Origin of the sequence: Deinococcus gobiensis I-0, assembly GCF_000252445.1 — a bacterium.
Taxonomy (GTDB): domain Bacteria; phylum Deinococcota; class Deinococci; order Deinococcales; family Deinococcaceae; genus Deinococcus; species Deinococcus gobiensis.
In genome coordinates this window covers 3,067,407-3,089,096 of sequence record NC_017790.1, presented here as the reverse complement: position 1 = coordinate 3,089,096, position 21,690 = coordinate 3,067,407, and the positions used below count along the sequence as shown (strand labels likewise).

Below are 21,690 nucleotides of genomic sequence, written 5' to 3'. Positions count from 1 at the left end.
GCCGGGCGTTGCGCGCATGGAGAAAGCTGCGGGGCGGGGCGCAGGTGGGCGCGGTGGGGGGAAGCGGGGGCGAAGGTGGGGGCGGCTTCTGCGCCTGTGCGGGACAGTGTGGCAGAGTAGGCGGATGACCGATTTCCAGTCCTTGCCGCAAGAACAACGGCGGCCCGACGCGCGGCTCGTGGGGCTGCACGCCGAGCGCGGCGACCCGCAGGCCCGCCTGAGCGCCGCCCTGGCCGACCTGGAAGATGCCGACTGGGGCCTGCTGCTGGCCGGCGAGGCCGCGCTGGCCCGGCAACTCGCCGCGCTGCTGGGCCCCGGCACGCTGCGGGTGGACGGCCGACTCGACGTGGACCGCGCCGCGATGGCGGCGGCCGGGCTGGCGGTGGCCGACCTGCATGGCGACCTCGCGGGCGCGCGCGCCGCATGGCTGCTCGAACCCGACGAGCGGATTCTGACGCGGGCACGCCGCGCGGGCGTGCGCGTCATCGTGGACGGCACGCTGGCTCCCGGCGGCGGCTGGCCCCGGCGCGGCGCCGACTACGTGGTTTACCGCGACGGCGTGACGCTGTGCGGGCATGTGGACGCGCCCTTCGCGGCGCTGTTCGGGACCGGCGCGGCCCCGCAGAGCGCCGCGCCCGCCCCTAGCGACCTGGGGGTGGCGCTGGCCCTGCGCGACGCCGCCACGCTGCCGCTGCGGCTGGCCCGCGCCGCACGTACGGTGGTCAGCCTCACCGAGCGCCTGGGCGGCGCGGCCCGTCCCGCCGGCCCCACAGCCCTGCTGCTGGCCCCCGACGCGGCCCCCGACTCGCTGAGCGTGCCCGGCGGCGTGCTGGCCGCCACCCGGCATGTCCCCGACGGCCTGCTCCTGACCCCTGGCCTCGAAGACACCGACGCCGTGCTGGCGCGGCTGCGCTCCGGGACGGCCCCAGCCTCCGCGCCCGAGCCGGCCGGTCGTCCCCCGGCCCCCCAGGGCGGACGCACCGAGGAACCGGCCGCCGGGGCGACGCCTGAACCGGCGACGGACGATGCCCGCGCCGGGCGGGAGGGCCGCCGCCCCGAGGGCCGCGAGCGTGACGAGCGCCGCCGCTTCGAGGGCCGCCGGGATGAGGGCCGCCGCGACGAGCGCCGCCGCTTCGAGCCGCGCCGCGACGGAAACCGGATGGGCGAGGGCCGTTTCGAGCGCCGCCGCTTCGAGTCGCCGCGCGCCGATCAGCCGGGACAGGCCCAGCCCGACACCGCCCGCCCGGATGCGGGCCGCGCGCCCGATGCCCTGGAGCGCTTCACCTTCGAGTCGGCCGCGGCCGGTTCGGCGCAGCAGGCGGCCCCCCAGGCCCAGCCGCAGGCCAGTGCTCCTGCACCCGCCGAGGAGACCTGGGAGCCCGAGATCGTCTACAGCACCCTGGAGCAGCCGCCCGTGCCGCTTACGCATACCGTGAGCAGCGGTCCCGACGCCCCCGACGAGACCCCGGCCGAAGCCCACACCGGCGAGGCCGCCGAGGAGGAGACCGCCGCTGTCCCGGCCGCCGCGCCCGTGGCCGAGGCCCCGCTGGTCCTGGCCCCCGACCTGCCGGCGGCGGGCAAGGTGGACCCGGCCGCCGACCTGACCGACGAGCAGGCGGCCATCTACGCCCGGCTGCGCGAGTGGCGCAACGCCGAGGCCAAGCGTCAGGAGATCAGCCGCTTCATCATCGCCAGCAACGCCACGCTGGCTGAGATCGCCCGGCGCGTGCCCTACACCCCCGAAGACCTGCGCGCCGTGAAGGGTATGGGGCCCGAGCGCAGCCGCAAGTACGGCGAGAAGATTCTGGAAGTCGTGCGCGGCTGAGCGGCTCAGCCGTTCCCCGTGGGGTGGGGGCCAGTCTCCAGTCGGGGGCTGGCCCCCTCGCCTTGCCGCACGGGGCACACCCGCACCGAACGGCCCGACCTCTAAACGCTCGGCCAAGTGAACTGACTTCCGGGACAGCTGGAAGGCTGGGTAGCTTGTCGTATGTCCCCCGACTACGTGCGTTACCGCGACGACCTGGAACAGCTCCAGCCCGGCGAGGCCGAGACGACCGCCAAGCTGACCGAGATGATGCGCGGCTTCAGCGAGGCCATGAACACCCGCTACCGCCACGCGGTGCGCAGCGTACACAGCAAGAACCACGGCCTGCTGGTCGGTGAGCTGGAAGTCTACGAGGGCCTGCCCGGGCGTCTGGCTCAGGGGCTCTTTGCCCGTCCTGGCCGCTACCCGGTGGTCATGCGCTTCTCGACGCCGCCCGGCGACATCCTGCCCGACTCGGTATCCACGCCGCGCGGCCTGGCCCTCAAGATCGTCGGGCCGGAGGGGGCCGAGATGGTCGAGGGACACGGCGGCGAGGTCACGCAGGATTTCGTGTTCGTCAACGGTCCCAATTTCGGGCAGAAGGACGCCGCCGGATTCATGAAGGGCCAGAAGCCCATCCAGCTCACCGTGAACGCCCCCGAGGAACTCAAGGTGGTCGCCTCTCTGGGGGCGCGGCTGGCCGACAGCCTCACCGGGGGCAAAGGCAAGCTCTCGCCCATGCTGCGCAAGCTCGGCGGGCATCCCCACACGCACCCCCTGGGCGAGACCTTCTATACCCAGCTGCCGCACCGCTGGGGCGACTATGTGGGCAAACTGTCGCTGGTCCCGGTGTCGGCCCACCTGCGCCGTCTGAAAGACCAGCACATCAGGGTGGTGGGGGAGACCGACGCCCTGCGCGATAACATCGCGGCCGTGATCGCCCGGGAGGGCGGCGAATGGGAGCTGAAGGTGCAGCTCTGCGCCGACGAGCGGACGATGCCCGTCGAGGACGCCTCGGTGCTGTGGGACGAGGGGCTCAGCCCTTTTCTGGCCGTGGCCCGGGTCCGTGTGGCCCCGCAGGACAGCGCCCGCCCCGACAAGCTCGTGTATGGGGACGACCGCGTGAGCTTCAGTCCCTGGCACGCCCAGGCCGCCCACCGTCCGCTGGGGGCCGTGATGCGCGCCCGCCGCGCGGCCTACCGGATGTCGGCCGACTTCCGCCGCGAGCACAACGACGAGCCGATGACCGAGCCCCGCTCGCAGGCCGACCTGCCCAGGCCCTGAGCCGGGGCGGGCCTAGAGGTCGGGGCCGTAACGGCCCTCGGCGGGCAGGTCGGCCCCGTCCTGCACGGCCTGGGCCACCCGGCGCGCGAGTGGAAAGTCCACGGCGCCGTACCAGCCCTGCTCCAGCGCGCCGCCGCGCTCGCGGTACACGCACAGCGTGGGGCCGTAGGCGCAGGCACCCAGGCAGCCGCTCTCGGTGAGGCGCACCGTGCCGCCGGTCTTGTAGTAGGCCAGGGCGTCCCTTTCGAGGGCCTTCCACAGCGCCGCGTGCAGCAGGCGCGCGCCCCTGGCCTGACAGTTCTGGCCCTGGCACAGGAGCAGGTGGCCGCGCGTGGGAAAATAACGGGGAGGCATGGCCCCGAGTAGAGCATCCGGAGCGCGGGTCAGGTTCCGCCCCTCAGTGCTCGGGCACCACCAGCAGGCGGCCCGCCCCCGGGATGACCTGCACGCGTACGCCGTAGGCCGCCGCGATGTGTTCCGGCGTGAGGACCTCGGCGGGCCGCCCCGCCGCGAGCACCCGTCCGGCGTGCAGCAGGGCCAGCCGGTCGGCGCGGGCGGCGAGGTTCAGGTCGTGCAGCACGGCGACCACGCCCAGGCCGCGCCCGGCCTCGCGCCGCACGGCCTGCACGACCTCGAGCGCGTAGGCGAGGTCGAGGTGGTTGGTCGGTTCGTCCAGCAGCAGAAACTGCGGTTCGGCGGCCAGCGCGCGGGCCAGGGCGACCCGCTGCGCCTCGCCGCCCGAGAGTTCGGAGACGCGCCGCGCGGCGAAGCGCCGGGTATCGGTGCGTTCCAGCGCGGCCTCTACAGCCGCCTCGTCGGCTTCGGTCCAGGGGGCGGTGGGAATCAGGCCCCATTTCCAGTCGCCCGCGCCGCGCCCCAGGGCCACCACGTCGCGCACCCGCGCGCCGCCGGGCAGCGCCTCGCCCTGGGCCAGGTAGGCCAGTCGGCGCGAGCGCTCGGCGCGGCTCCAGCCGCTCAGGGGCCGCCCGGCGAGGCGCACCTCGCCCGATTCGGGGCGGGTCAGGCCCAGCAGGGTCCGCAGCAGCGTGCTCTTGCCCGCGCCGTTGGGGCCGATGACGGCCGCGAATTCGCCGACCCGGAAGCTCAGGTCGGCTCCGCGCAGGGCCGGAAAGCTGCCTGCCCGGGCGTGCAGCCCCCGGGCCTCCAGGGTGGGGGGCTGCGGAAGGGACGCCTCAGTCATCCCGCCCCCGGCGCAGCAGCCACAGGAAAAACGGCCCGCCGAGCAGCGTGGTCACGATGCCGACCTGCGAGAGCGGCGTGGTGCGCGCCAGCAGGTCGGCCAGCACCAGCAGCGCGCCCCCCAGCAGCGCCGAGAAGGGCAGCAGCGCGCGGTGCCCCGGCCCGAAGGCCAGCCGCGCGACGTGCGGCACGATGAGGCCGACGAAGCCGATGATGCCCACATAGGCGACCGCCCCCGCCGTGGCGAGGCTGGCGGCCACCACGACCAGCAGCCGCAGCCGCTCGACCGGCACGCCCAGGCTGCGCGCCGTGAGGTCGCCCAGTTGCAGCGTGTCCAGCGCGCGCGCCAGCAGCAGCAGGACGCCGGCCCCCAGCCCCACATAGGGCAGCACCGTAAGTACGTCCCGCCAGCCGCTGAAGCCCAGGTCGCCCAGGGTATAGGCCAGCACCTGCCGGGCGCGGTCCTCGCCGCGCAGGATCAGGGCGGTGGCGCCCGCGCTCGCCACGCTGCCCACCAACACGCCCGAGAGGATCAGGCGGGTGGGCGCGAAGCGGCGGCCCTCGCGCGCCAGGGCCAGGGTCAGGCTGACCGCCCCCAGCGCCGTGATCAGCGCGGCGACCGGAATGAGGCCGCGCGCCCAGCCCAGCGTGATGGCGACCGTGGCCCCCAGCGCCGAGCCGCTCGCCGCGCCCAGCAGGTAGGGGTCGGCCAGCGGGTTGCGGAACACGCCCTGAAAGGCCGCGCCGCACACGCTCAGCCCCGCACCGACCAGCACCGCCATGACCACGCGCGGCAGCCGCAACCGCCACACGATCACGTCGTCGCCGAGCAGGGGCTGCCCGCTCAGGCCGCGCCACAGGGCCGAGACCACCTCGCCCGGCGAGATGAGCACGCTGCCGATGCCGGTGCCCAGCACGACGGCCACCAGCAGCAGCGCCACCAGCCCCGCGACCTGCGCGGCGCGGGTCCAGGGACGGCGGGCGGGGGCGGCGGCGGACGAACCGCCGGTCATGCCTCCGGGTCCGGAACCGCGCAGTTCATGCGCGGCTCAGTGCTCCGGGCGCGAGAGCCGGTCGAGCTGCTCGCCCAGCGCCGCCGTGACGGCCTTGATGCCCCCACGCGCCGACAGCGGCTCGCCGAAGCGCACCACCCAGCGCCGGCCCTGGCGCGACAGGCCCACCGGCAGGATCGGCGCGCGGGCCTTGGCGGCGATCAGGGCGACCCCGCCGTGCAGCTCCTGGCCGCCGCGCGTGCCCTCGGGGAAGATGCCCACCGTGCCCCCGCGCGCCAGGATGCGCAGGCTGTTGCGGATGGCCCCCACGTCGTTCGTCTCGCGGTCCACCGGAAAGCTGCCGCCCGCCGAGATGATCGGACCGATGACCGGGCCGAACAGCTCCTTTTTCGCCATGAACTGCAAAAACCGCCCCGGGGGCAGCGCGCGCGCCACCAGAAAGGGGTCCAGGCCGCTGACATGTTTGGCCGCCACCACCAGCGGCGTGCCGGGAGCGGGCACGTGTTCGCGCCCGTGGACCTCGACCCGCATGCCGCGCAGGTAGACCGGCAGGTGCGTGACCGCCAGCACCAGGTGGTACACCACCGGCACGACGCCCGGTACCTCGGCCGAATCGGCGGCGGGCTGCGGGCGGGCCGTGGGCGCGGCGGGGGCGGGGTCGGCAACGGGGCGCGACCCGGCCGGGGCAGGCGTGTTGCCGGGGCCGGCGTCTGCCGGAGAGGAGGCCGCGTCGTTCATCTTCCGGAGCATACGCCCGGTCCGGGGCGGCTGTCGCGCCAAAAGCGGGGGCGGGCGGCGGCGCGCCGGGCCTCAGCCGAGGGAATCCTCGTCTGCACCGCCCCCGTCTTCCGCGTCGCCGGCCGGGTGGGCCGGGTCCCAGCCGCCGCTCAGGGCGGCGCGCACCGCCCCAATACGCGACTGGCAGGCGGCGTAGGCTTCGCGCGCCTCTTCGAGCAGCGGCAGCACGCGGTCGAGGTCGGCCTCGCCTCCCTCCAGCTCGGCGGCGATGCGCGAGAGCCGGGCGTAGGCCTCGCGGTAGCTCAGGGACGGTTCGTTCGGGGACACGCGGCCATGCTAGCCCCGCCGGGAAGGCGCAAAGGCGGCGCGGTTCACGGGCCGCGCCCGTCCGGCAAGCCCGCCTACGGTCACCCGCCGGGCGCGGCGCTTACCCTGGGGCATGTCCGCTTCCGCCCCCGAGACCCCGCCTGCCGGGACCCCGTCGCCCGAGTTCCGGCACTTCGACCTGACCGCCCTGCCCAACGCCGCGCGCTACAAGCTGCTGGCCGCGTCGGTGGTGCCGCGTCCCATCGCCTGGGTGTCCACGGTGGGCGAGGGGGGAGCCGTGAATCTCGCGCCCTACTCCTTTTTCGGCCTGATGGGCTCGGACCCGCCCGTGGTGGCCTTCGCGCCGGGCAACCGCGCCGACGGCTCGCCCAAGGACACGGCGAAGAACATCGGCCCCGGGGGCGAGTTCACGGTCAATCTGGTGGACTACGCCCTGGCCGGGGCCATGAACGCCACGGCCACCGACTTCCCGCCTGGCGAGGGCGAACCGGCGGCCCTGGGCATCGCCCTGACGCCCGGGAACCAGGTCGCCGCGCCGCGTGTGGCCCTGGCTCCCGCCGCGCTGGAATGCCGTGAGGTGCAGACCGTGACCATCGGCAACACCCGCATCGTGCTGGGCGAGGTGGTCGGCCTGACCCTGCGCGCCGACGCGGTGCAGGACCCGGCGAAGTTCTACGTGGACACGGCCGCCCTGGACCTCGTGGGCCGTATGGGCGGCCCGAGCGCCTACACGCGCACCCGCGACGTATTCCACCTCGTGCGCCAAAGCTACGACCAATGGCAGGCGGCCGGCGAGCCGCTGGCCCCGCCGCCGGCGAGCGAGGCCGCCGGGCGCCCCTGAACAGGGGAGGGGGGAGGGCGCGGGCGGCCGCTCAGGGCAGCGGCACCCCCCCGGCCCGGTGCAGCGCGTTGTCGGCCCACAGGTAGCGCGCGCCCAGCGTGCGGTAGGGCGCCCATGGGAGCGGGACGTCCGCCTGCGGCGCGCCGGGATACAGCCGCGCGAGCCCCTGGCGCAGCGCGAGGTCCCCGAAGCTGAACACGTCGGGGCGTGCGAGGCCGAACATCAGGAACATCTCGGCAGTCCAGCGCCCGATGCCCGGCAGCGCCGACAGTTCCGCGACGATCTCCTCGTCGCCCTGCCCCGACAGGTGCGCGAAGTCGATCCGGCCGCCCAGTGCCGCGTCGGCCAGGGCGTGGACGGTCCTCACCTTGGCCCACGACAGTCCCAGGGCGCGCAGGTCGTCGCCGGGCGTGCGCCGCACCGTCTGGGCCGTCACCTCGCCCAGCGCCGCGACGAGTCGGCCGTGGATGCTCGCTGCCGCCTTCACGCTGAGCTGCTGGCCCGCCACGCTGCGGACCAGGGTTCCGAAGGGGTCGGCCGTCGCCTCCAGCACCGGCAGGTCGCCCACGCGCGCCGTCACCCCGGCCATCACGGGGTCACGCGCGAGGTGGGCCAGGGCGCCGGCATGGTCGGTCAGCGGGGTCAGGTCGGGTTGGGCAGGGCACATGGCTCCATGCTGCCGTGAGCGCGGGGCCGGCACGGAATCGCTCATGGCCGCATGAAGCCGCTTCTTATCTCTCCCTCACGCGCTGCACCCAGCATGGAATTATGAGATTTCTCACCCCTGTTCTGGCTGTTGCCCTCCTCGGTTCTCCAGCCCTGGCCCAGGGCCGCATCGGGGACGTGACCCTGACGCCCATCCCGGCGCCGGCCCCGGCGCGCGGCCTGCCGCAGAGTGCGCGCAGCGACGTGCCCGCCGGCTGGCAGGAAATCATGGGCCGCGTGAGCGCGCCGGCCACCGTCAACCTGCCCGCCGGCAGCCGCGTGAACGTGATCGTGGACGACCCGACCCGCACCGGCGCGGCCCGGCAGGTGCTGCGGGTGAGCTTTGCGGCGTCCCGCCTGAGCACGCCCTACCAGATCGTGTTCAACCCCACGCGCCTCGTGAGCGGGCGGGTCTACGGCGTGCGCTCGACCGTCACCGACCGCCAGGGCCGCGTGCTGTACGCCAGCACCGCCTACGCCCGGCTGCCGCAGGGGGCCACCTCGACCCTGAACCTCAGCGTCAGCCCCGTCCGCTGAGCCCACCCGCCGGGCGCTTTCAGAGGTTCCAGCCGCCGGCCACCTCGATCTCCTGGCCGGTCACGTAGTCGCTGGTCCGCACGAAATACAGCGCCGCCTCCACGAGTTCGGCCACCGTGCCGCTGCGTCCCGCCGGAATGGCCCGCAGCGGCTGGGTCACGCTGGTGTCCAGGATGCCCGGCGACACCACGTTCACGCTGACGCCGCTGCCCGCCAGCGTGACCGCCAGCGCCCGCGAAAACTGGAGTACGCCCGCCTTGGCGATCACGTAGGGCGTGATGCCCGGCCGCGCGCGCAGGTCGCCGGCCCCCGCGTAGCCCAGGTTCACGATGCGCCCGTAGCCGGCGGCCCGCATGAGGGGCGCGGCCTCCTGGCAGGTGGCGACCGTGGAGAGCAGGTTGCTGCCCAGCATCTCGGCCCAGTCGGCGTCGGTGGTGTCCAGCAGCGGCCGGTGGACATAGTTGCCCACGTTGTTGACGAGCACCGCCAGCCCCGGCCCCCCGAAGGCGGCGTGGGCGTCGCGCACCAGCCCGCGCGCCTGCTCGGGCACGGTCAGGTCGGCCTGGAAGGTCCGGGCCTGCGCCCCCGCCTCGCGGCACTGGCGGGCGGTGTCGTGCGCGTCGGCCGCGCTGCCCCGGTAATGCACCGCGACCGCGAAGCCCTCGGCGGCCAGGGCGAGCGCCAGCCCCCGCCCGATGCCGCGCGCCGCCCCCGTCACGAGGGCGGTGCCTCTGGGCGCGTTCACGGCGTCTCCCCGGCCCGCCGCGCGAGGGCGACCAGCGTGCGCGTGTAGCTGTTCAGCGGATAGTCCGCCGCCTGCTCCAGCGGGACCCAGGCCCACTCGGCGATCTCGGCGTTGGGGCTGACCTCGGTGCCCGCCGTTCGGGCGAAGAAATCCACCAGCAGCATGTGCGCCTCGGCGTGGAACTCGGGCGAGCGCACCGCCTCCTGCGTCTGGGCGTAGCGCAGGTCCGTGATCTCCAGGCCGGTCTCCTCACGCAGTTCGCGCGTGGCGGCCTGCGCCAGCGTCTCGCCCCATTCGACCTTGCCGCCCGGCACGCCCCAGGCGCCGCGCCACTTGGTCGTGCGCACCAGCAGCACCCGGCCCTCCGGTCCCCAGACGAGCGCCCCGACACATACCACCGGCCTCTGCATACGGCAGAGGGTAGCGCGGCAATGGCGAGGGTGCTCCCCAAAGGGCTCCCCGCCGTGCGTTAGACTCGCCGGATGACGGTCGGCAGCGGCGCACAGACGGGAGAAGACACGCAGGAGGGCCCACAGGCGCAGGTCTGGACCCTGCCGGGGGGACTGACGGTCGCCTTCGAGCGCCGCGCCGGCCCCGGTTTCGCTTTCGACCTGCGGGTGCCGGTGGGCAGCGCACATGACCCCAGAGGCCAGGAAGGCGCGGCGGGCGTGCTGGAGGAGTGGCTCTACAAGGGGGCGGGCGGACGGGACGCGCGCGGCCTGCAAGACGCCTTCGACGACCTGGGCGTGCGCCGCAGCGGCGGCGTGGGGCCGGAGGCGACCCGCTTCGGGGCCAGCGGCCTGACCGCCGACCTGGGGGCCGCCCTGGCCCTGGTGGCCGACGTGGTGGCCCGCCCCGCCCTGCCCACGCACGAACTGCCGGTGCTGCTCGACCTCGCGCGGCAGGACCTGGAGGGCCTGGAGGACAGCCCACCCGACCTGCTGGCCGCCGAGGCGCGCGCCCTGGGGTTTCCGCGCGTGCCGGGCGACGACCGCGCCGGCTACGCCCACCCGGCCAGCGGCACGCCCGAAGGTCTGGAGGCCCTCGGCGCGGCGGGTCTGCGCGCGCACCTGGAGCGCTACGGGCAGGCGGGCAGCGTGCTGGGGCTGGTCGCCGACCTGGAGCCGCAGGCGGCCCACGACCTCGCGGCCCGGACCTTCGCGGGCTGGCGCGTGGGCGAGGACCGGCCGGTCCCGGCCCTTTTCCGCCGGGGGGGCCGCCTGCATCTGCCGCATCCCGGCGGCGAGCAGACCCACCTGAGCCTGAGCGCGCCGGGCGTCTCGCCGCGCAGCGCCGACTGGCTGCCCTGGCAGCTGGCCCTGAGCGCCCTGTCGGGTGGAGGCAGCAGCCGCCTGTTCGTGGCCGTGCGCGAGGAACGCGGCCTGGCCTACGCGGTCAGCGCCTCGCCGCTGGTGCTGGGCGGCGAGGGCTTTCTGAGCGCCTATGCGGGCAGCACGCCGGGGCGCGCCCCCGAGACGCTCGCGGTCATGCTGGCCGAGCTGGAACGCCTGCCCGGGGGCCTGGGGGCCGAGGAATTCCGGCGCGCGCACACCGGCCTGAGCACCGGCGTGGTCTTCGGCGCGCAGAGCCTGCGGGGCCGCGCCCACGCCCTGACCCGCGACCTCGCGCTGTTCGGGCAGGTGCGCAGCGTACGGGGGCTGCGCGCCCAGATCGACGCCCTGACGCTGGAGGAGGTCAACGCCTTTTTGGCGCGTTACCGCCCCGCGCTGGAGGCGACCGTGGTGACGCTGGGGCCGGGAGACACCTTCGCCCTGCCCCCGGCCGCCCAGCCGCAGGCCGCGCAGGGGGTGGGCGCATGACCCGTCACGTCCTGCCGGGCGGCCTGACGCTGCTGCTCGAAGCCGATCCGCAGGCGCAGAGCGTGGCGGCCGGATATTTCGTGAACACGGGCGCGCGCGACGAGCGCCCCGCCGAGATGGGCGCGAGCCATTTCCTGGAACACCTGATGTTCAAGGGCTCCGAGCGGCTCGACGCCGGGGCCCTCAACGAGCGGCTCGACGATCTGGGCGGTCACTCCAACGCCTTCACCAGCGAGGAGGCGACCGTGTACCACGCCGCCGCGCTGCCCGAGCGCATGGGTGAACTGCTCGATACCCTGACCGAGCTGATGCGTCCCGCACTGCGTGAGGCCGACATCGAACCCGAACGCGGTGTGATTCTCGAAGAGATCGCCATGTACGCCGACCAGCCTCCCGTGCGCGCCCAGGACGAACTGCGGGCGATGTACTGGGGCACGCACCCGCTGGGCCACCAGATCCTGGGGACGCCGCAGACGGTGGGCGGGCTGTCGCGCGCCGCCCTGCTCGACAACTGGCGGCGGCGTTACGGCGCGGACCGCGTCACCCTGGCCGTGACGGGGGCCTTCGACGAGGCCGAGGTGCTGGCCTGGGCCGGGCGCGAACTGGCGACCTGGGACCGGGGCGAGCCGCCGGTGGTTGACGACGCGCCGCTGCCGGTCCCGGCGCAGAGCGTGAAGGTCCTGCCCGATCCTGCCCTGGCACGGGTGCAGGTCGTGCTGGCCGCGCCGGGCCTGCCGACCACCCATCCGCTGCGCGAGGCCGCCGCCGTGCTGGCCGACCTGATCGGCGGCGAGAACGGCGCGCTGTACTGGGCGCTGCTGGACACCGGGCTGTGCGACGGGGCCGACCTCGGGCATCTGGATTACCGGGGCGCGGGCGTGTTCGAGGGCGGCTTCTCCTGCGACCCGGAGCGCACCCAGACGGTGCTGGACGCCTACCGCAAGGTGCTGGCCTCGGCCGACACCCTGATTACCGAGACGGGCGTGCGCCGCTCGGCGCGCAAGGCGGCGGTCTCTACTCTGCTGCGCGCCGAGACGCCGCAGGGCCGCCTCTTCGCCCTGGGCATGGAGTACCTGGCGACCGGCGAGATCCGCACGACCGCCGACCTCGCCGACCGCTTTACGGCCGTGACTCCGGAAGACGTGCGCGAGGTGCTGCGCCTGTGTCCCCTGGACAAACTGACCGTGGTGGCCCTGGGACCGGTGGAAGAGCTGCGGTGAATGGGGAGTGGGGGGTGGGCAGTAGGAAGTGAAAAACCCGCCGCCGCCCGCTGCCCTGACCTGCCGAAGCCTCCCGACTCACAGCCCCCTCGCGGCGTCCCCGCCCCGGTCCAGCCGAGCCGCCATGCGCGCAGCGCGCGGGCCACGCAGGCGGGCCGTGCCTCGCCCCGAGCCGAGTCGTCATGCCGTGAAGCGGAGGGGACCTGCCGATGCCCGGGACGACGCTGGCCGGACGCAGCACCTGGCCCCCCCTGTCCCGCCGGGAGAGGGGGCTGGGGGGGTGGGAGCTCAAAGGCTCAGCCCGTCGCCCCGAACCTCTGAGAAACTGGACCTACCGCCCCCGCCGCCGCATCACCCGCTGCTCCAGCAGTGTCACGAGGCTGTAGAGCGCCACCCCGAACAGCACCAGCAGCGCGATGGCCGCGAACTGCGTGGCCTTGTCGTAGTAGGTGCCCGCCTGTTGCACCTGAAAGCCCAGTCCGCGCTGGTTCGAGTCGGTGAATTCCCACACGACCGCGCCGATCAGGGCGAGGCTGGCCGCCAGCCGCAGGCCGCCGAGCATGACCGGCAGCGCGCCGGGCAGCTCCAGGTGCGTGAGCCGCTGCCAGAAGGTCGCCCGAAGGCTGCTGAACAGCTCGTGGTAGGTGCGGTCCACCTCGCGTACACCCACGATCACGGCGATGAGGACCGGGTACAGCGCGCTCAGGGCCGACACGATGACCGAGGGCAGCAGCCCGTAGCCCAGCCACGACACCAGCAGCGGCGCGAGGATGACGATGGGCGTGCTCTGCGACGCGACGATGAACGGGCTCAGGAAACGTTCCAGCGCCCGCCAGCGCGCCAGCGGGTAGCCGATCAGGACCCCGGCCAGCGCGCCCAGCAGCGTGCCCAGCAGCGCCGTGCGCGCCGTGATCCACAGGGCCCCGAACAGCACCGCCTCGCCCGCGACCAGCTTGGCCCACACGGCCGCCGGGGTCGGCAGCAGCAGCGGCTGGTTCAGGCGCACGGCCGCGAGCTGCCACAGCCCGAAGCCCAGCGCGATGGCCAGCAGCGGCAGCCCCCACGACACCCGCTCGGGCCGGCTGGCCGCCGCGCGCAGACGGGTGCTGTCACCCACGCCCAGCACGCCGCGCAGGTGGGCTTCGAGGCCCTCGGTGTAGGCGCTCGCGCGGCCCTCGCCCCGCGTGTCCAGGATCTCCACGATCTTCCCGCCGCGCAGCACCGCCACCCGGTCGGCCAGCCACACCGCCTCGCGGATCGAGTGCGTGACGAGGACGGTCGTGCGGCCGGTCTTCTCGTGCAGGTGGCGCAGTTCGGTGTTGAAGCGCTCGCGCACCAGGGCGTCGAGGGCCGCGAAGGGCTCGTCGAGCAGCAGCACGTCGCCGCTCTGGGCAATCGCGCGCGCCAGGGCCACGCGCGCGCGCATCCCGCCCGAGAGTTCGGCCGGAAAGTAGCCCGCGTAGGCGTCCATGCCGACCAGATGCAGCGCCTCGGGGGCCGAGGTGCCGCCGCCGCTGCCCAGGTCGGCCGGCAACTTCACGTTGCGCAGCGCCGTGCGCCAGGGCAGCAGCCGGTAGTCCTGAAAGACCAGCGCGGGCTGCGAGCGGGTCGCCACCACGCCGCGTTCGGGGCGCAGCAGCCCGGCGATCACGCGCAGGAGGGTGCTCTTGCCGCCGCCCGACGGCCCGATCAGCGCCAGGAACTCGCCCCGGCGCACGTCCAGCGTCACGTCGTCGAGAATCTGCTCGCCTCCCAGGCGCACGCACACGTGTTCCAGCCGGATGGGCGAGTCGGCCGCGTCGGGCACGGGCGGGGCGGCGTGCAGCGTGGTCATGCCCCGGCCCCTGCACGTGGCCGCCCCAGCGTGTTGACCAGCACCACGCCCACGATGGCGATGAGGCCCCCCACCACGCTGATCAGGTGGGGCACCTCGCCCAGCCACAGCCAGCCGATCAGGATGGCGAACACGGGGCTGATGTACAGGAACGAGGTGGTCGTGCTGGCCGGCACCCGCGAGAGCGCGAAGGTCCAGGTGAGGTAGGCCAGGGCCGCCGGAAACAGCCCGATGTAGATGGCCGCGAGATGCGCCCCCAGCGGAGCCGCGCGCAGCTCGGCCCCGAAGCCCGGCAGGAAGGCCAGCAGCGGCACCGTGCCCAGCAGCAGGCTCCAGACCGTGAAGTGCAGCGGGTTCATGCGCCGCAGCAGCGGTTTCTGGAACACGAAGTACACGCTGGTAAAGAGCGCCGCCGCCAGGATCAGCAGCGCGCCGCGCGTGAAGTTCACGTTCTGGCCGCTGCCCAGCACGATCAGCGCCACGCCGCCCAGGCTGACCAGCGTGCCCAGCCAGCCCAGGCGGTTGAGGCGCTCGCCGCCGAAGCGGGTCGCCAGCAGCGCCGTGATGACCGGCCCCGCCGCGATGATCAGGCTGGCGGTGCCGGCGGGTACGCTCAGCTCGCCGTAGTTCAGACACAGGTGGTACAGCGTGATGCCGAACAGGCTCAGCCCCGCGATGCGTCCCAGGTCGGCCGGGGCAGGCAGCGGAATGCGCGTCACGACCGCGAAGATCCCCAGGGCCGCGCTCGCCACCAGGAAGCGGTACAGCGTCAGGTGCCCCGGCGAGAAGGCCTCCAGCCCCGCACGGATACCCGCGAACGCCGAGGCCCAGAACACGATGGTGACCAGAATGGCCCCCAGCGAGAGGGCGTCGATGGTCTGGGGGCGGCGGGCGGGGGCGGCGTTCACTCCGGCAGGGTAGAGCATGGGGGGAGCGGAGGGTGGGGTGTGGCCTGCCGGCCGCCCGGCCGGGCCAGGAGAGGGGCCGGGCGGCGTGCTCGCCGGAGGTCGGTGCCGCAGGTCCTGGCGCCGCCCTCTATCCGGCCAGCAGCTTCAGCCGGGTGGGGCAGCCCTGGGGTCCGGCGGCCGGCCCAGGGGTCGGCCCGGCGAGCTGCGACCAGTCGCGCGTCACCGCCGCCTCGTCGCCCCGGCGCTCCAGCAGGTATTCCTGCACGCGGGCCATGCTCAGCTGGCCTTCAGGCAGTCGCGCGGCCAGGGCGTCCGCCTCCTGCGCGCTCCACGCCGGCCAGAAGCGGCGCAGCATCCCCGCGATCTGGGCGCGGCCCGCGTTCCCGATGAGGAGGTGGCGGTCGGCGCGGCCGGGGCGGATCAGGGCCGGGTCCAGCCCCGCGAGGTCGTTGGTGGTCATGAAGGTCACGCGGCCCTCGCCCGCCGCCACGCCGTCCAGGGCGTTGAGCAGCCCGTTGAAACTGAGCTTGACGGTCGGCGCGCGCGGTTCACGGCCCAGGAACACGGCGTCGATATCTTCAAGGAGCAGCAGCGAGCGGCGCGGCAGGTTGTTCAGGAGGCTGCCCAGGCGGTCGTCGCTCAGGTCGGGCGCGGCGAGGTTCAGCACGCACACGTTCAGCCCGAAGGCCCCCGCCAGCGCCGCGACCAGGCTGCTCTTGCCGTTGCCGGGCGGGCCGTGCAGCAGGTAGCCCCGGCGGTACGGGATGCCCATGCCCGCGTACCATTCGCGGTCGGCGAAAAAGCCGCTCAGGTCGGTGTGCAGGTCGTCCAGCAGCGTGCCGCCGTAGATCAGCGTGTCCAGTGGGCGGGCCGCCCGGCGCTCGGCGAGGTTCCAGCTGTCGGAGTACGGAATATGAATCTCGACCCGGCCGTCGGCCCGGCCCGCCGTGAAGTCGTAGGCCTCGCGCAGCAGCTCCGGCACCGCGCCGCGCGCCCCGGCCAGCATCCGGAAGGTCAGGCTGTGCGCATAGCCCAGCGTGTGGCCGCTCTGGCCCTCGCGCTTCTGGCGGCTGGGGCGCGCGAGCAGCCAGTGGCCCCGGTAGCGCAGCAGCACCTGCCCGCTCAGCGGCACGAGGCGCACGTTCACGTCGTCGCCGTCGCGGTCGGTGCCCAGTGTCAGGTTCTGGCCGCCCATCTGCTCGTTGAAGCGGGTCACGACGCCCAGGTGTCGCAGGTGCCGCCCGGTGGGCTGCGCCGCGAGCCACGCCGCCAGCCAGGGAAAGGCCGCGTCGTCGCCCTGCACCTCCAGGGTCAGGGTGTAGCGATTCTTCAGGCGGGTCCAGAGCTGGGTGGGCAGGCTGCGGGCGTACACCGCCAGGGCGCTCAGGGCCGCGATCATCAGGCCGCCCTGGGCGAGTTCGTTGTGGGCGAGGGTCTGGGTGACGGCGCGGTGCAGCTCGTGCCACAGGCCGCCGAGGGGGGTGGTCAGGTCAGGGAAGGGGGTCATGGCGGGGTCCGGCCAGGGGCGGGCGTGCCCCGGCCGGACCTGGGGGCACCCCGACGGGGCAGTGGAGAGGAAAGGAGGACCGGGGCCGGTCGCGGCCGGGTCCGGCGTGTCTCTTGTCTCTACCCTAGCCCCGCCCCCACCCGCGCGCCTGCGCCGACTGGCGGGGACCGCCGTGCGCCGGGTGGCCTAGACCTGCACGCCGTGCAGCGGCAGCGTGGGGGCCAGCCACAGGTGGCCGCTGCCCCGGTACACCTGCACGAAGCCCTCCCCGGTCTTGGCGCTGCCCAGCAGCCCACGCGAGCTGCGCTCCACGCTCATCTGGAGGCCACCCGTGTAGGCGACGACGAGGTTGCCGTCCACCTTCAGGGTGTCGCCGCGCAGTTCCAGCACCTGAAACTCCTCAGGCGGCACCGGGCTTTGCAGGGCGAAGAGGCCCGAGCCGCTCAGCTTGGGCTGCACGCGGCCCTCGCCGCTGCCGACCGCGTTGGCGAAGCCGTGGTTCACGTGCCGCCCCACCGTCAGGTTGCCCACGCAGGCCACGAAGGCCCCGTCGTCCACGATCAGGGTGTCGTCTTCCAGTTGCCCCAGCAGCAGGTGCTGGCGCGTCGGCTCGGTGTAGATGACGCCCTGACCCCGGTAGGCCGTCTTGTACAGGCCCTCGCCGGTCGCGGCGGCCGTCACCGCGCCGCGCAGGAAACCGCCCAGGCCGCTGCCCCCGCCCGCGTTCGTGGCCTGCATCTCCAGGTCGCCGCGCAGGTATTGCAGCGCGCCCGGTTCCAGGGTGGCCTCGCCCCCGGCGACATGCACCGCCAGCTGCCGCGAGCGCGGCGGGCGGCTCAGCGACTGATGAAAGCCGCTCAGGGGCTTTTCCAGCGGCGAGGCCGTGTATTCCAGCACTTCCATGCGCGCGCTGCCGAAAGCGAGCTCGCGTTCCACTGCGGCTGTCCAGGTCCATTCCATGCCGGGGGGTACGCGCCGGAGCCGTGCCGGGTTCCCACCTCCAAGAGACAGACGAAAAAACCGCCCTCTCGGACGGTGATAGAAAAACTATAGCGCGGTATGCAGCCCCTGTCAATTCCAGCCATTCGAACGGAAAAACCACGTCTCAAACGGTGATTTTTGGCAGTCGGCAGCCGATCTATGCACCCTGGGTAGGGGTCGGGGTGGCCTGTCGGCGCAGAGGAGGGCGAGGGAGGGGAGGCAGGGCGACATGACCTGACCTCTCCGAGCAATCCATAAAAAAACCGCCCTTTCGGACGGTGATAAAAAGAGAATAGCGCGGTATGCAGGCGGCGTCAAGCCTATGCTCCGGGCCGGGAGAGCCGCCTCCAGGCCGGAGGATCTGGCGAAGCGGCCCCGCCATGCACAAAAAAAGGCCCCCGCGGACGGGAGCCTTCTGGTGGGTGCGGAGATCAGACCGCGAGGACCTGACGGCCGTCGTAGTAGCCGCAGCTCGGGCAGATGTGGTGCGAGAGCTTCTTGGCGTGGCAGTGGGGGCACTCGGTCAGGTTGGGCGCGACGAGGGCGTGGTGGCTGCGGCGCATGTCGCGCTTGCTCTTGCTGGTCTTCTTCTTGGGAACGGGGTGCTTCGCCATGTTCTTTCTCCTGGAGCCGCCGGGCGCTGTGTAATTTGCTGTATTTCTGCGCCGGGGCAGATTCTCAGCCCGCACCCTGGGGGCAGGTTCGGGCGAGACAACAGCCGGGAGTCTAGCACAGCTGTCCCCCCTTTGACAAAAGTTCCGGGCAGGCTTAGCGGGGGGCGGTCAGGTCGTCGGGGTAGCAGTAGGCCCAGGGCTCGCCCGCCTCCAGGCTGCGGATGATGGGGTGGCCGCTGGCCCGCGCGTGGGCGCTGGCATGGCGGTTGGGCGAGGAGTCGCAGCAGCCGGTGTGCCCGCAGGACATGCACACCCGCAGGTGGACCCAGGCGTCGCCCAGCGCCACACATTCCGGGCAGGTGTCGGTGCTCTGCGGATGGACCACGGTGACGCTGTGGGCGTGGCTGCACATGCCGCGCTGCTCGGGGCTCAGGGTCATGGGGGGCGTGCTGGGCGGCGGCAGCAGGCCCAGGCGGTTCAGCGCGCCGCGCGCCACGGCGTCGGTGCTCGTCAGGACGTGGGTGGCCCCCAGGCCGCGCAGGGCCGCGACCTCCTCGGGCCCGTCGGTGTGGGCCACGATGGTCAGGCCCGGATTCAGGGTGCGGGCCACGCCGACCACCCGCGCCGTCATCTCCGGGACGTCGTCGAGGACCACCAGCGCGCGGGCCGAGGCCAGCCCGGCGTCGCCCAGCAGCCCGGCGCGGGCGTAGTCCCCGATGAGGACCGGATGCCCGTGCGCGGCGACCTGCGCGGCCCCGTCCGGACTGAGGGTCAGCACCCCGAACGGGACCTGCTGCGCCGCCAGCCCCTTGACCAGCCGCCGCGCGTGGTCCCCGAAACCTGCCACCAGCACGTGCCCGCTCAGGTGTGCCAGCGGGGCCTCGGGGTTGGGCTCGGCCCGGGTGGGGGCTTCGGCGGGCGCGGCGGTGGGTGCGGGGCGCGCGCGGCCCAGGGCGCCTAGGCGTTCGCCCAGGGTCGCCATGACCGGCGTGAGGGCCATGAGCAGCACCGTCGCGGCGATGAAGGTCTGGGTGCCCGTCTCGCCCAGGCCGGCCGGACTGAGGCCCAGCGCCCGCCCGCTGCTCTCCAGCACGAACGAGAACTCGCCGACCTGCGCCAGCAGCCAGCCGGTCGCGGCGGCGGTCGCCAGCGGGAACCCCAGCAGCCGCACGCTGAGGGTCGCCGCGAGCGCCTTGAGCACGGCGAAGGCGGCCACGGCCCCCAGAACCAGGGGCAGGTGCGTCCACAGGAAGCCCAGGTCGAGCTGCAAGCCCACCGACAGGAAAAATGCCGCGCTGAACAGAATCTGTAGGGGCAGGATTTCTCCGAAGGCCTGCCGCCCGAAACGGCTCTCGCTGACGAGCAGCCCGGCCAGGAAGGCCCCGAGCGCCAGGCTGACCCCGGCGAGGCTGGTCAGGTAGGCGGTGGCGAAACACAGCGCCAGCGTGCTGAGCAGGAAAATCTCCTGCGAGCAGGTGCGCGCGACCACTTCCAGCAGTTTCGGCACCACCCGCCGGGCGAGCAGCAGCACCGCCGCCACGATGCCGCCCGCCTTGAGCAGCGCCACCACCAGCCCGCCCGCGCCGCCCCCCTGCCCGGCGAGCATGGGCACGAGCAGCACCATGACCACCACCGCGAGGTCCTGAAAAATCAGGATGCCCAGGCTGGCCTGCCCGGTGGGCGAGCCCACACCGCCGCGCGACTCCAGGATCTTGGTGACGATGGCGGTGCTCGACAGGCTGAGCAGAAAGCCCGTGAACACGGCGTTGGGCAGGCTGACCCCGAAGGCCAGCAGCGCGGCCGTGGCCGCCGCGACCGTCAGGACCACCTGAAGGCCGCCGCCCACGAAGATCAGCCGGAAGATGCGCGCGAGCTTGTCGAGACTGAACTCGATGCCGATGGTGAAGAGCAGCAGCATCACCCCGATCTCGGACGCCGCGCCGATGAGGGCCGGGTCGTCGATGATGCCCAGCGCCGACGGCCCCGCCAGCACCCCGGCGAACAGGAAGCCGATGATGGGCACCAGCCCTAGCCGGAACGACGCGAAGGCCGTGGCCCCCGCCACGAGCAGCAGCAGCGTGAGCTGGGCCATGAAGGCGGGCGGGCCGCTGTGGCCCTCGGTGGCCGAGGCCAGGGCCGACCCCGTGAAGGCCAGATACAGGAGGGCCGGAAAGCCGGAAAAGGGCGGGCGCCGGACGCGGCGCGGGAGGGGGAGGGGCTGCCTCGTCATGCCCCCAGTGTGCGCCCGGGCGGGGCCGGTACAGTGGTGACGATGCACGAACTGGAGCTGCCCCGCGTGGACCTGCAAACCGGCCTGCACTGGCTCGACCTGATCGGCATCGTGGCCTTCGCGCTGTCGGGGGCGCTGCTGGCGGTACGCAAGCGCTTCGACCTGTTCGGGGTGCTCGTGCTGGGCTGCGTCACGGCGGTGGGCGGCGGGGCCATCCGCGACACGCTGACCGGCCAGACCCCGCCCCTGTTCCTGCGCGACGAGTCGTACCTGTGGGCGGCGCTGCTGGGTTCGGTGCTGGCCTTCGCCTTCGGGGAGCGCCTCGCGCGCTTCGAGCGGACCATCAGCGTGTTCGACACGGTGGGTCTGGGCCTGTTCGCGGCCTCGGGAGCGCTGGGGGCCATCAATTTCGGGCTGGGGCCGCTGGGGGTCATCTTCACGGGGGCGCTCTCGGGGGTGGGGGGCGGCATCATCCGCGACCTCATCGCCAACGAAGTCCCGGAGGTGATGTACCGCCGCGATCAGCTCTACGCCACCGCCGCCGCCGCCGGGGCCTTCACGGTGCTGCTGGTCCACCCGTATGTCACGCCCTTTCAGGCCCAGGCGAGCGGCGCGGCGGTGGTGATCCTCGCGCGCTGGCTCTCGCGCCGGGGCTGGGTGCGGTTGCCCGTGCGCCGGCTGCCGGGCGGCTGAGGCGCGGGCCAGGAGGCGCATGAAAAAAGCTCCGCCTGGACGGAGCGGTGGTGCTGCCCGACTTCACCCGGCCGGGTTGAACTGTGTAAGTCCCCCTCAGGGTAGGCACTTCCTGTCAGCCGGGTGTGAGGGCGCGGTCAAGCGGCGTTGAGGAAGCCGGGGGCGCGGAGGACTCTAGACCGACTTGAAACCCTCGAAGGGCTCCTGGCAGGCGTTGCACACGTACAGCCGCTTGCACAGCGTCGGCCCGAAACTGGCGGTGAGGCGCACGTCGAAACTCGCGCAGCGGGGGCAGCGCGTGGTCTCGGGCGTGAGCTGGATCAGGCCCGTGTCGCCCGCCGGAGCCGGAGGTGCGATGCCGTACTCGCGCAGTCTTTCGCGGGCGTCCTCGGCGATCCAGTCGGTCGTCCAGGGCGGCGTGAGCGTGCTGCGCACCTCCACCTCGGCGGCCCCCAGCCCCCGCACCGCCTCCTCGATGCCTGCGCGGATGGTGTGCAGCGCCGGGCACCCGCTGAAGGTCGGGGTAAAGGTGACCTCCACCGCTCCGCCGCGCACCTGCACGGCACGCACCATGCCCATGTCCGTGATGGACACGACCGGAATCTCCGGGTCGGGCACCCCACTCAGCGCGGCCCAGACGGCCTTGGGGGTCAGGGGCGCGGCAGGGATTTGCCGGGGCTGGGGCACGC

At 73.6% G+C, this 21,690-nt stretch carries 22 protein-coding genes; 7 read left to right on the top strand and 15 right to left on the bottom strand.

Annotated elements, in window-relative coordinates:
* The first annotated feature begins 124 nt into the window (after positions 1–124).
* Together DGO_RS14810 and DGO_RS14805 are read left to right on the top strand one after the other, a co-directional pair.
* Positions 125–1,825, top strand: coding sequence for an HRDC domain-containing protein (locus tag DGO_RS14810; RefSeq protein ID WP_014686320.1), 1,701 nt, complete (start codon positions 125–127; stop codon positions 1,823–1,825).
* A 162-nt stretch (positions 1,826–1,987) separates the two neighbouring features.
* Positions 1,988–3,088: a catalase family protein gene (locus tag DGO_RS14805; protein WP_014686319.1), complete on the top strand. Its 1,101-nt coding sequence runs from the start codon at positions 1,988–1,990 to the stop codon at positions 3,086–3,088.
* A gap of 12 nt (positions 3,089–3,100) precedes the next feature.
* On the opposite strand, the gene DGO_RS14800 is transcribed toward DGO_RS14805, so the two are convergent.
* The 5 genes from DGO_RS14800 to xseB all read right to left on the bottom strand — a co-directional run bounded on the left by DGO_RS14800 (position 3,101) and on the right by xseB (position 6,366).
* Positions 3,101–3,442: a (2Fe-2S) ferredoxin domain-containing protein gene (locus DGO_RS14800; protein ID WP_014686318.1), complete on the bottom strand. Its 342-nt coding sequence runs from the start codon at positions 3,440–3,442 to the stop codon at positions 3,101–3,103.
* 43 nt (positions 3,443–3,485) lie between these two features.
* The gene (locus tag DGO_RS14795; RefSeq protein WP_014686317.1) at positions 3,486–4,289 is read right to left on the bottom strand and encodes an ABC transporter ATP-binding protein; all 804 of its coding nucleotides are present in this window, start codon (positions 4,287–4,289) and stop codon (positions 3,486–3,488) included.
* Positions 4,282–5,301 carry a FecCD family ABC transporter permease gene (locus DGO_RS14790; protein WP_043802720.1) on the bottom strand — a complete coding sequence of 340 codons (1,020 nt, stop codon included), beginning with the start codon at positions 5,299–5,301 and terminating at the stop codon, positions 4,282–4,284. Before DGO_RS14790 ends, DGO_RS14795 begins: the two co-directional genes overlap by 8 nt.
* Positions 5,302–5,337: 36 nt before the next feature.
* On the bottom strand, positions 5,338–6,039 hold the full coding sequence (locus DGO_RS14785; protein WP_226991392.1) for a lysophospholipid acyltransferase family protein: 702 nt from the start codon (positions 6,037–6,039) through the stop codon (positions 5,338–5,340).
* 72 nt (positions 6,040–6,111) lie between these two features.
* Positions 6,112–6,366: an exodeoxyribonuclease VII small subunit gene (gene xseB / locus DGO_RS14780; protein WP_014686314.1), complete on the bottom strand. Its 255-nt coding sequence runs from the start codon at positions 6,364–6,366 to the stop codon at positions 6,112–6,114.
* A 112-nt stretch (positions 6,367–6,478) separates the two neighbouring features.
* Between xseB and DGO_RS14775 the strand changes: the two genes are divergently transcribed.
* Entirely contained in the window at positions 6,479–7,207 is a 729-nt protein-coding gene (locus DGO_RS14775; RefSeq protein WP_014686313.1) for a flavin reductase family protein, read from the top strand.
* A gap of 31 nt (positions 7,208–7,238) precedes the next feature.
* Here the strand turns inward: DGO_RS14775 and DGO_RS14770 are convergent, their stop codons facing one another.
* Complete coding sequence (locus DGO_RS14770) at positions 7,239–7,874, bottom strand: DNA-3-methyladenine glycosylase family protein (RefSeq protein WP_043802716.1); 636 nt, start codon at positions 7,872–7,874, stop codon at positions 7,239–7,241.
* A 101-nt stretch (positions 7,875–7,975) separates the two neighbouring features.
* On the opposite strand from DGO_RS14770, the gene DGO_RS14765 reads away from it, so the two are divergent.
* Positions 7,976–8,449: a YbaY family lipoprotein gene (locus tag DGO_RS14765; RefSeq protein WP_014686311.1), complete on the top strand. Its 474-nt coding sequence runs from the start codon at positions 7,976–7,978 to the stop codon at positions 8,447–8,449.
* Positions 8,450–8,468: 19 nt separating this feature from the next.
* On the opposite strand, the gene tmpR is transcribed toward DGO_RS14765, so the two are convergent.
* On the bottom strand, positions 8,469–9,194 hold the full coding sequence (gene tmpR / locus DGO_RS14760; RefSeq protein ID WP_043802712.1) for a bifunctional dihydropteridine reductase/dihydrofolate reductase TmpR: 726 nt from the start codon (positions 9,192–9,194) through the stop codon (positions 8,469–8,471).
* A complete protein-coding gene (locus tag DGO_RS14755) occupies positions 9,191–9,604 on the bottom strand; it encodes an NUDIX domain-containing protein (protein ID WP_014686309.1) in 414 nt (137 codons plus the stop codon). The genes tmpR and DGO_RS14755 overlap by 4 nt, the downstream gene beginning before the upstream one ends.
* A gap of 72 nt (positions 9,605–9,676) precedes the next feature.
* Between DGO_RS14755 and DGO_RS14750 the strand changes: the two genes are divergently transcribed.
* Together DGO_RS14750 and DGO_RS14745 are read left to right on the top strand one after the other, a co-directional pair.
* Entirely contained in the window at positions 9,677–11,014 is a 1,338-nt protein-coding gene (locus DGO_RS14750) for a M16 family metallopeptidase (protein ID WP_050920837.1), read from the top strand.
* Positions 11,011–12,234, top strand: a complete 1,224-nt coding sequence (locus DGO_RS14745) for a M16 family metallopeptidase (protein ID WP_043802708.1) — start codon at positions 11,011–11,013, stop codon at positions 12,232–12,234. The genes DGO_RS14750 and DGO_RS14745 overlap by 4 nt, the downstream gene beginning before the upstream one ends.
* Before the next feature lie 331 nt (positions 12,235–12,565).
* Here DGO_RS14745 and DGO_RS14740 read toward each other — a convergent pair whose 3' ends face one another.
* The 6 genes from DGO_RS14740 to DGO_RS14715 all read right to left on the bottom strand — a co-directional run bounded on the left by DGO_RS14740 (position 12,566) and on the right by DGO_RS14715 (position 20,308).
* Positions 12,566–14,068, bottom strand: a complete 1,503-nt coding sequence (locus DGO_RS14740; RefSeq protein WP_014686306.1) for an ABC transporter permease subunit — start codon at positions 14,066–14,068, stop codon at positions 12,566–12,568.
* Complete coding sequence (locus tag DGO_RS14735) at positions 14,065–14,994, bottom strand: DMT family transporter (protein WP_043802705.1); 930 nt, start codon at positions 14,992–14,994, stop codon at positions 14,065–14,067. Before DGO_RS14735 ends, DGO_RS14740 begins: the two co-directional genes overlap by 4 nt.
* Before the next feature lie 109 nt (positions 14,995–15,103).
* Entirely contained in the window at positions 15,104–16,483 is a 1,380-nt protein-coding gene (locus DGO_RS14730; RefSeq protein ID WP_014686304.1) for a BCS1 and AAA domain-containing protein, read from the bottom strand.
* A 186-nt stretch (positions 16,484–16,669) separates the two neighbouring features.
* On the bottom strand, positions 16,670–17,419 hold the full coding sequence (locus DGO_RS14725; RefSeq protein WP_226991391.1) for an AIM24 family protein: 750 nt from the start codon (positions 17,417–17,419) through the stop codon (positions 16,670–16,672).
* A 476-nt stretch (positions 17,420–17,895) separates the two neighbouring features.
* Complete coding sequence (gene rpmF, locus DGO_RS14720) at positions 17,896–18,078, bottom strand: 50S ribosomal protein L32 (protein ID WP_014686302.1); 183 nt, start codon at positions 18,076–18,078, stop codon at positions 17,896–17,898.
* A gap of 154 nt (positions 18,079–18,232) precedes the next feature.
* The gene (locus DGO_RS14715) at positions 18,233–20,308 is read right to left on the bottom strand and encodes a cation:proton antiporter (protein ID WP_014686301.1); all 2,076 of its coding nucleotides are present in this window, start codon (positions 20,306–20,308) and stop codon (positions 18,233–18,235) included.
* Positions 20,309–20,350: 42 nt separating this feature from the next.
* Here DGO_RS14715 and DGO_RS14710 point away from each other — a divergent pair, with 42 nt between their 5' ends.
* Positions 20,351–21,001 (top strand): trimeric intracellular cation channel family protein, encoded by a 651-nt coding sequence (locus tag DGO_RS14710; RefSeq protein ID WP_014686300.1) that lies wholly within the window; start codon positions 20,351–20,353, stop codon positions 20,999–21,001.
* A gap of 174 nt (positions 21,002–21,175) precedes the next feature.
* Here the strand turns inward: DGO_RS14710 and paaD are convergent, their stop codons facing one another.
* Positions 21,176–21,688: a 1,2-phenylacetyl-CoA epoxidase subunit PaaD gene (gene paaD / locus DGO_RS14705; protein ID WP_420810569.1), complete on the bottom strand. Its 513-nt coding sequence runs from the start codon at positions 21,686–21,688 to the stop codon at positions 21,176–21,178.
* Positions 21,689–21,690 lie beyond the last annotated feature (2 nt).

Bases quoted from the DNA above. Each gene is read 5' to 3' on its own strand.
- DGO_RS14810 (WP_014686320.1), top strand. From the start codon at position 125: ATGACCGATTTCCAGTCCTTGCCGCAAGAACAACGGCGGCCCGACGCG.
- DGO_RS14805 (WP_014686319.1), top strand. From the start codon at position 1,988: ATGTCCCCCGACTACGTGCGTTACCGCGACGACCTGGAACAGCTCCAG.
- DGO_RS14800 (WP_014686318.1), bottom strand. From the start codon at position 3,442: ATGCCTCCCCGTTATTTTCCCACGCGCGGCCACCTGCTCCTGTGCCAG.
- DGO_RS14795 (WP_014686317.1), bottom strand. From the start codon at position 4,289: ATGACTGAGGCGTCCCTTCCGCAGCCCCCCACCCTGGAGGCCCGGGGG.
- DGO_RS14790 (WP_043802720.1), bottom strand. From the start codon at position 5,301: ATGACCGGCGGTTCGTCCGCCGCCGCCCCCGCCCGCCGTCCCTGGACC.
- DGO_RS14785 (WP_226991392.1), bottom strand. From the start codon at position 6,039: ATGAACGACGCGGCCTCCTCTCCGGCAGACGCCGGCCCCGGCAACACG.
- DGO_RS14775 (WP_014686313.1), top strand. From the start codon at position 6,479: ATGTCCGCTTCCGCCCCCGAGACCCCGCCTGCCGGGACCCCGTCGCCC.
- DGO_RS14770 (WP_043802716.1), bottom strand. From the start codon at position 7,874: ATGTGCCCTGCCCAACCCGACCTGACCCCGCTGACCGACCATGCCGGC.
- DGO_RS14765 (WP_014686311.1), top strand. From the start codon at position 7,976: ATGAGATTTCTCACCCCTGTTCTGGCTGTTGCCCTCCTCGGTTCTCCA.
- DGO_RS14755 (WP_014686309.1), bottom strand. From the start codon at position 9,604: ATGCAGAGGCCGGTGGTATGTGTCGGGGCGCTCGTCTGGGGACCGGAG.
- DGO_RS14750 (WP_050920837.1), top strand. From the start codon at position 9,677: ATGACGGTCGGCAGCGGCGCACAGACGGGAGAAGACACGCAGGAGGGC.
- DGO_RS14745 (WP_043802708.1), top strand. From the start codon at position 11,011: ATGACCCGTCACGTCCTGCCGGGCGGCCTGACGCTGCTGCTCGAAGCC.
- DGO_RS14740 (WP_014686306.1), bottom strand. From the start codon at position 14,068: ATGACCACGCTGCACGCCGCCCCGCCCGTGCCCGACGCGGCCGACTCG.
- DGO_RS14735 (WP_043802705.1), bottom strand. From the start codon at position 14,994: ATGCTCTACCCTGCCGGAGTGAACGCCGCCCCCGCCCGCCGCCCCCAG.
- DGO_RS14730 (WP_014686304.1), bottom strand. From the start codon at position 16,483: ATGACCCCCTTCCCTGACCTGACCACCCCCCTCGGCGGCCTGTGGCAC.
- rpmF (WP_014686302.1), bottom strand. From the start codon at position 18,078: ATGGCGAAGCACCCCGTTCCCAAGAAGAAGACCAGCAAGAGCAAGCGC.
- DGO_RS14715 (WP_014686301.1), bottom strand. From the start codon at position 20,308: ATGACGAGGCAGCCCCTCCCCCTCCCGCGCCGCGTCCGGCGCCCGCCC.
- DGO_RS14710 (WP_014686300.1), top strand. From the start codon at position 20,351: ATGCACGAACTGGAGCTGCCCCGCGTGGACCTGCAAACCGGCCTGCAC.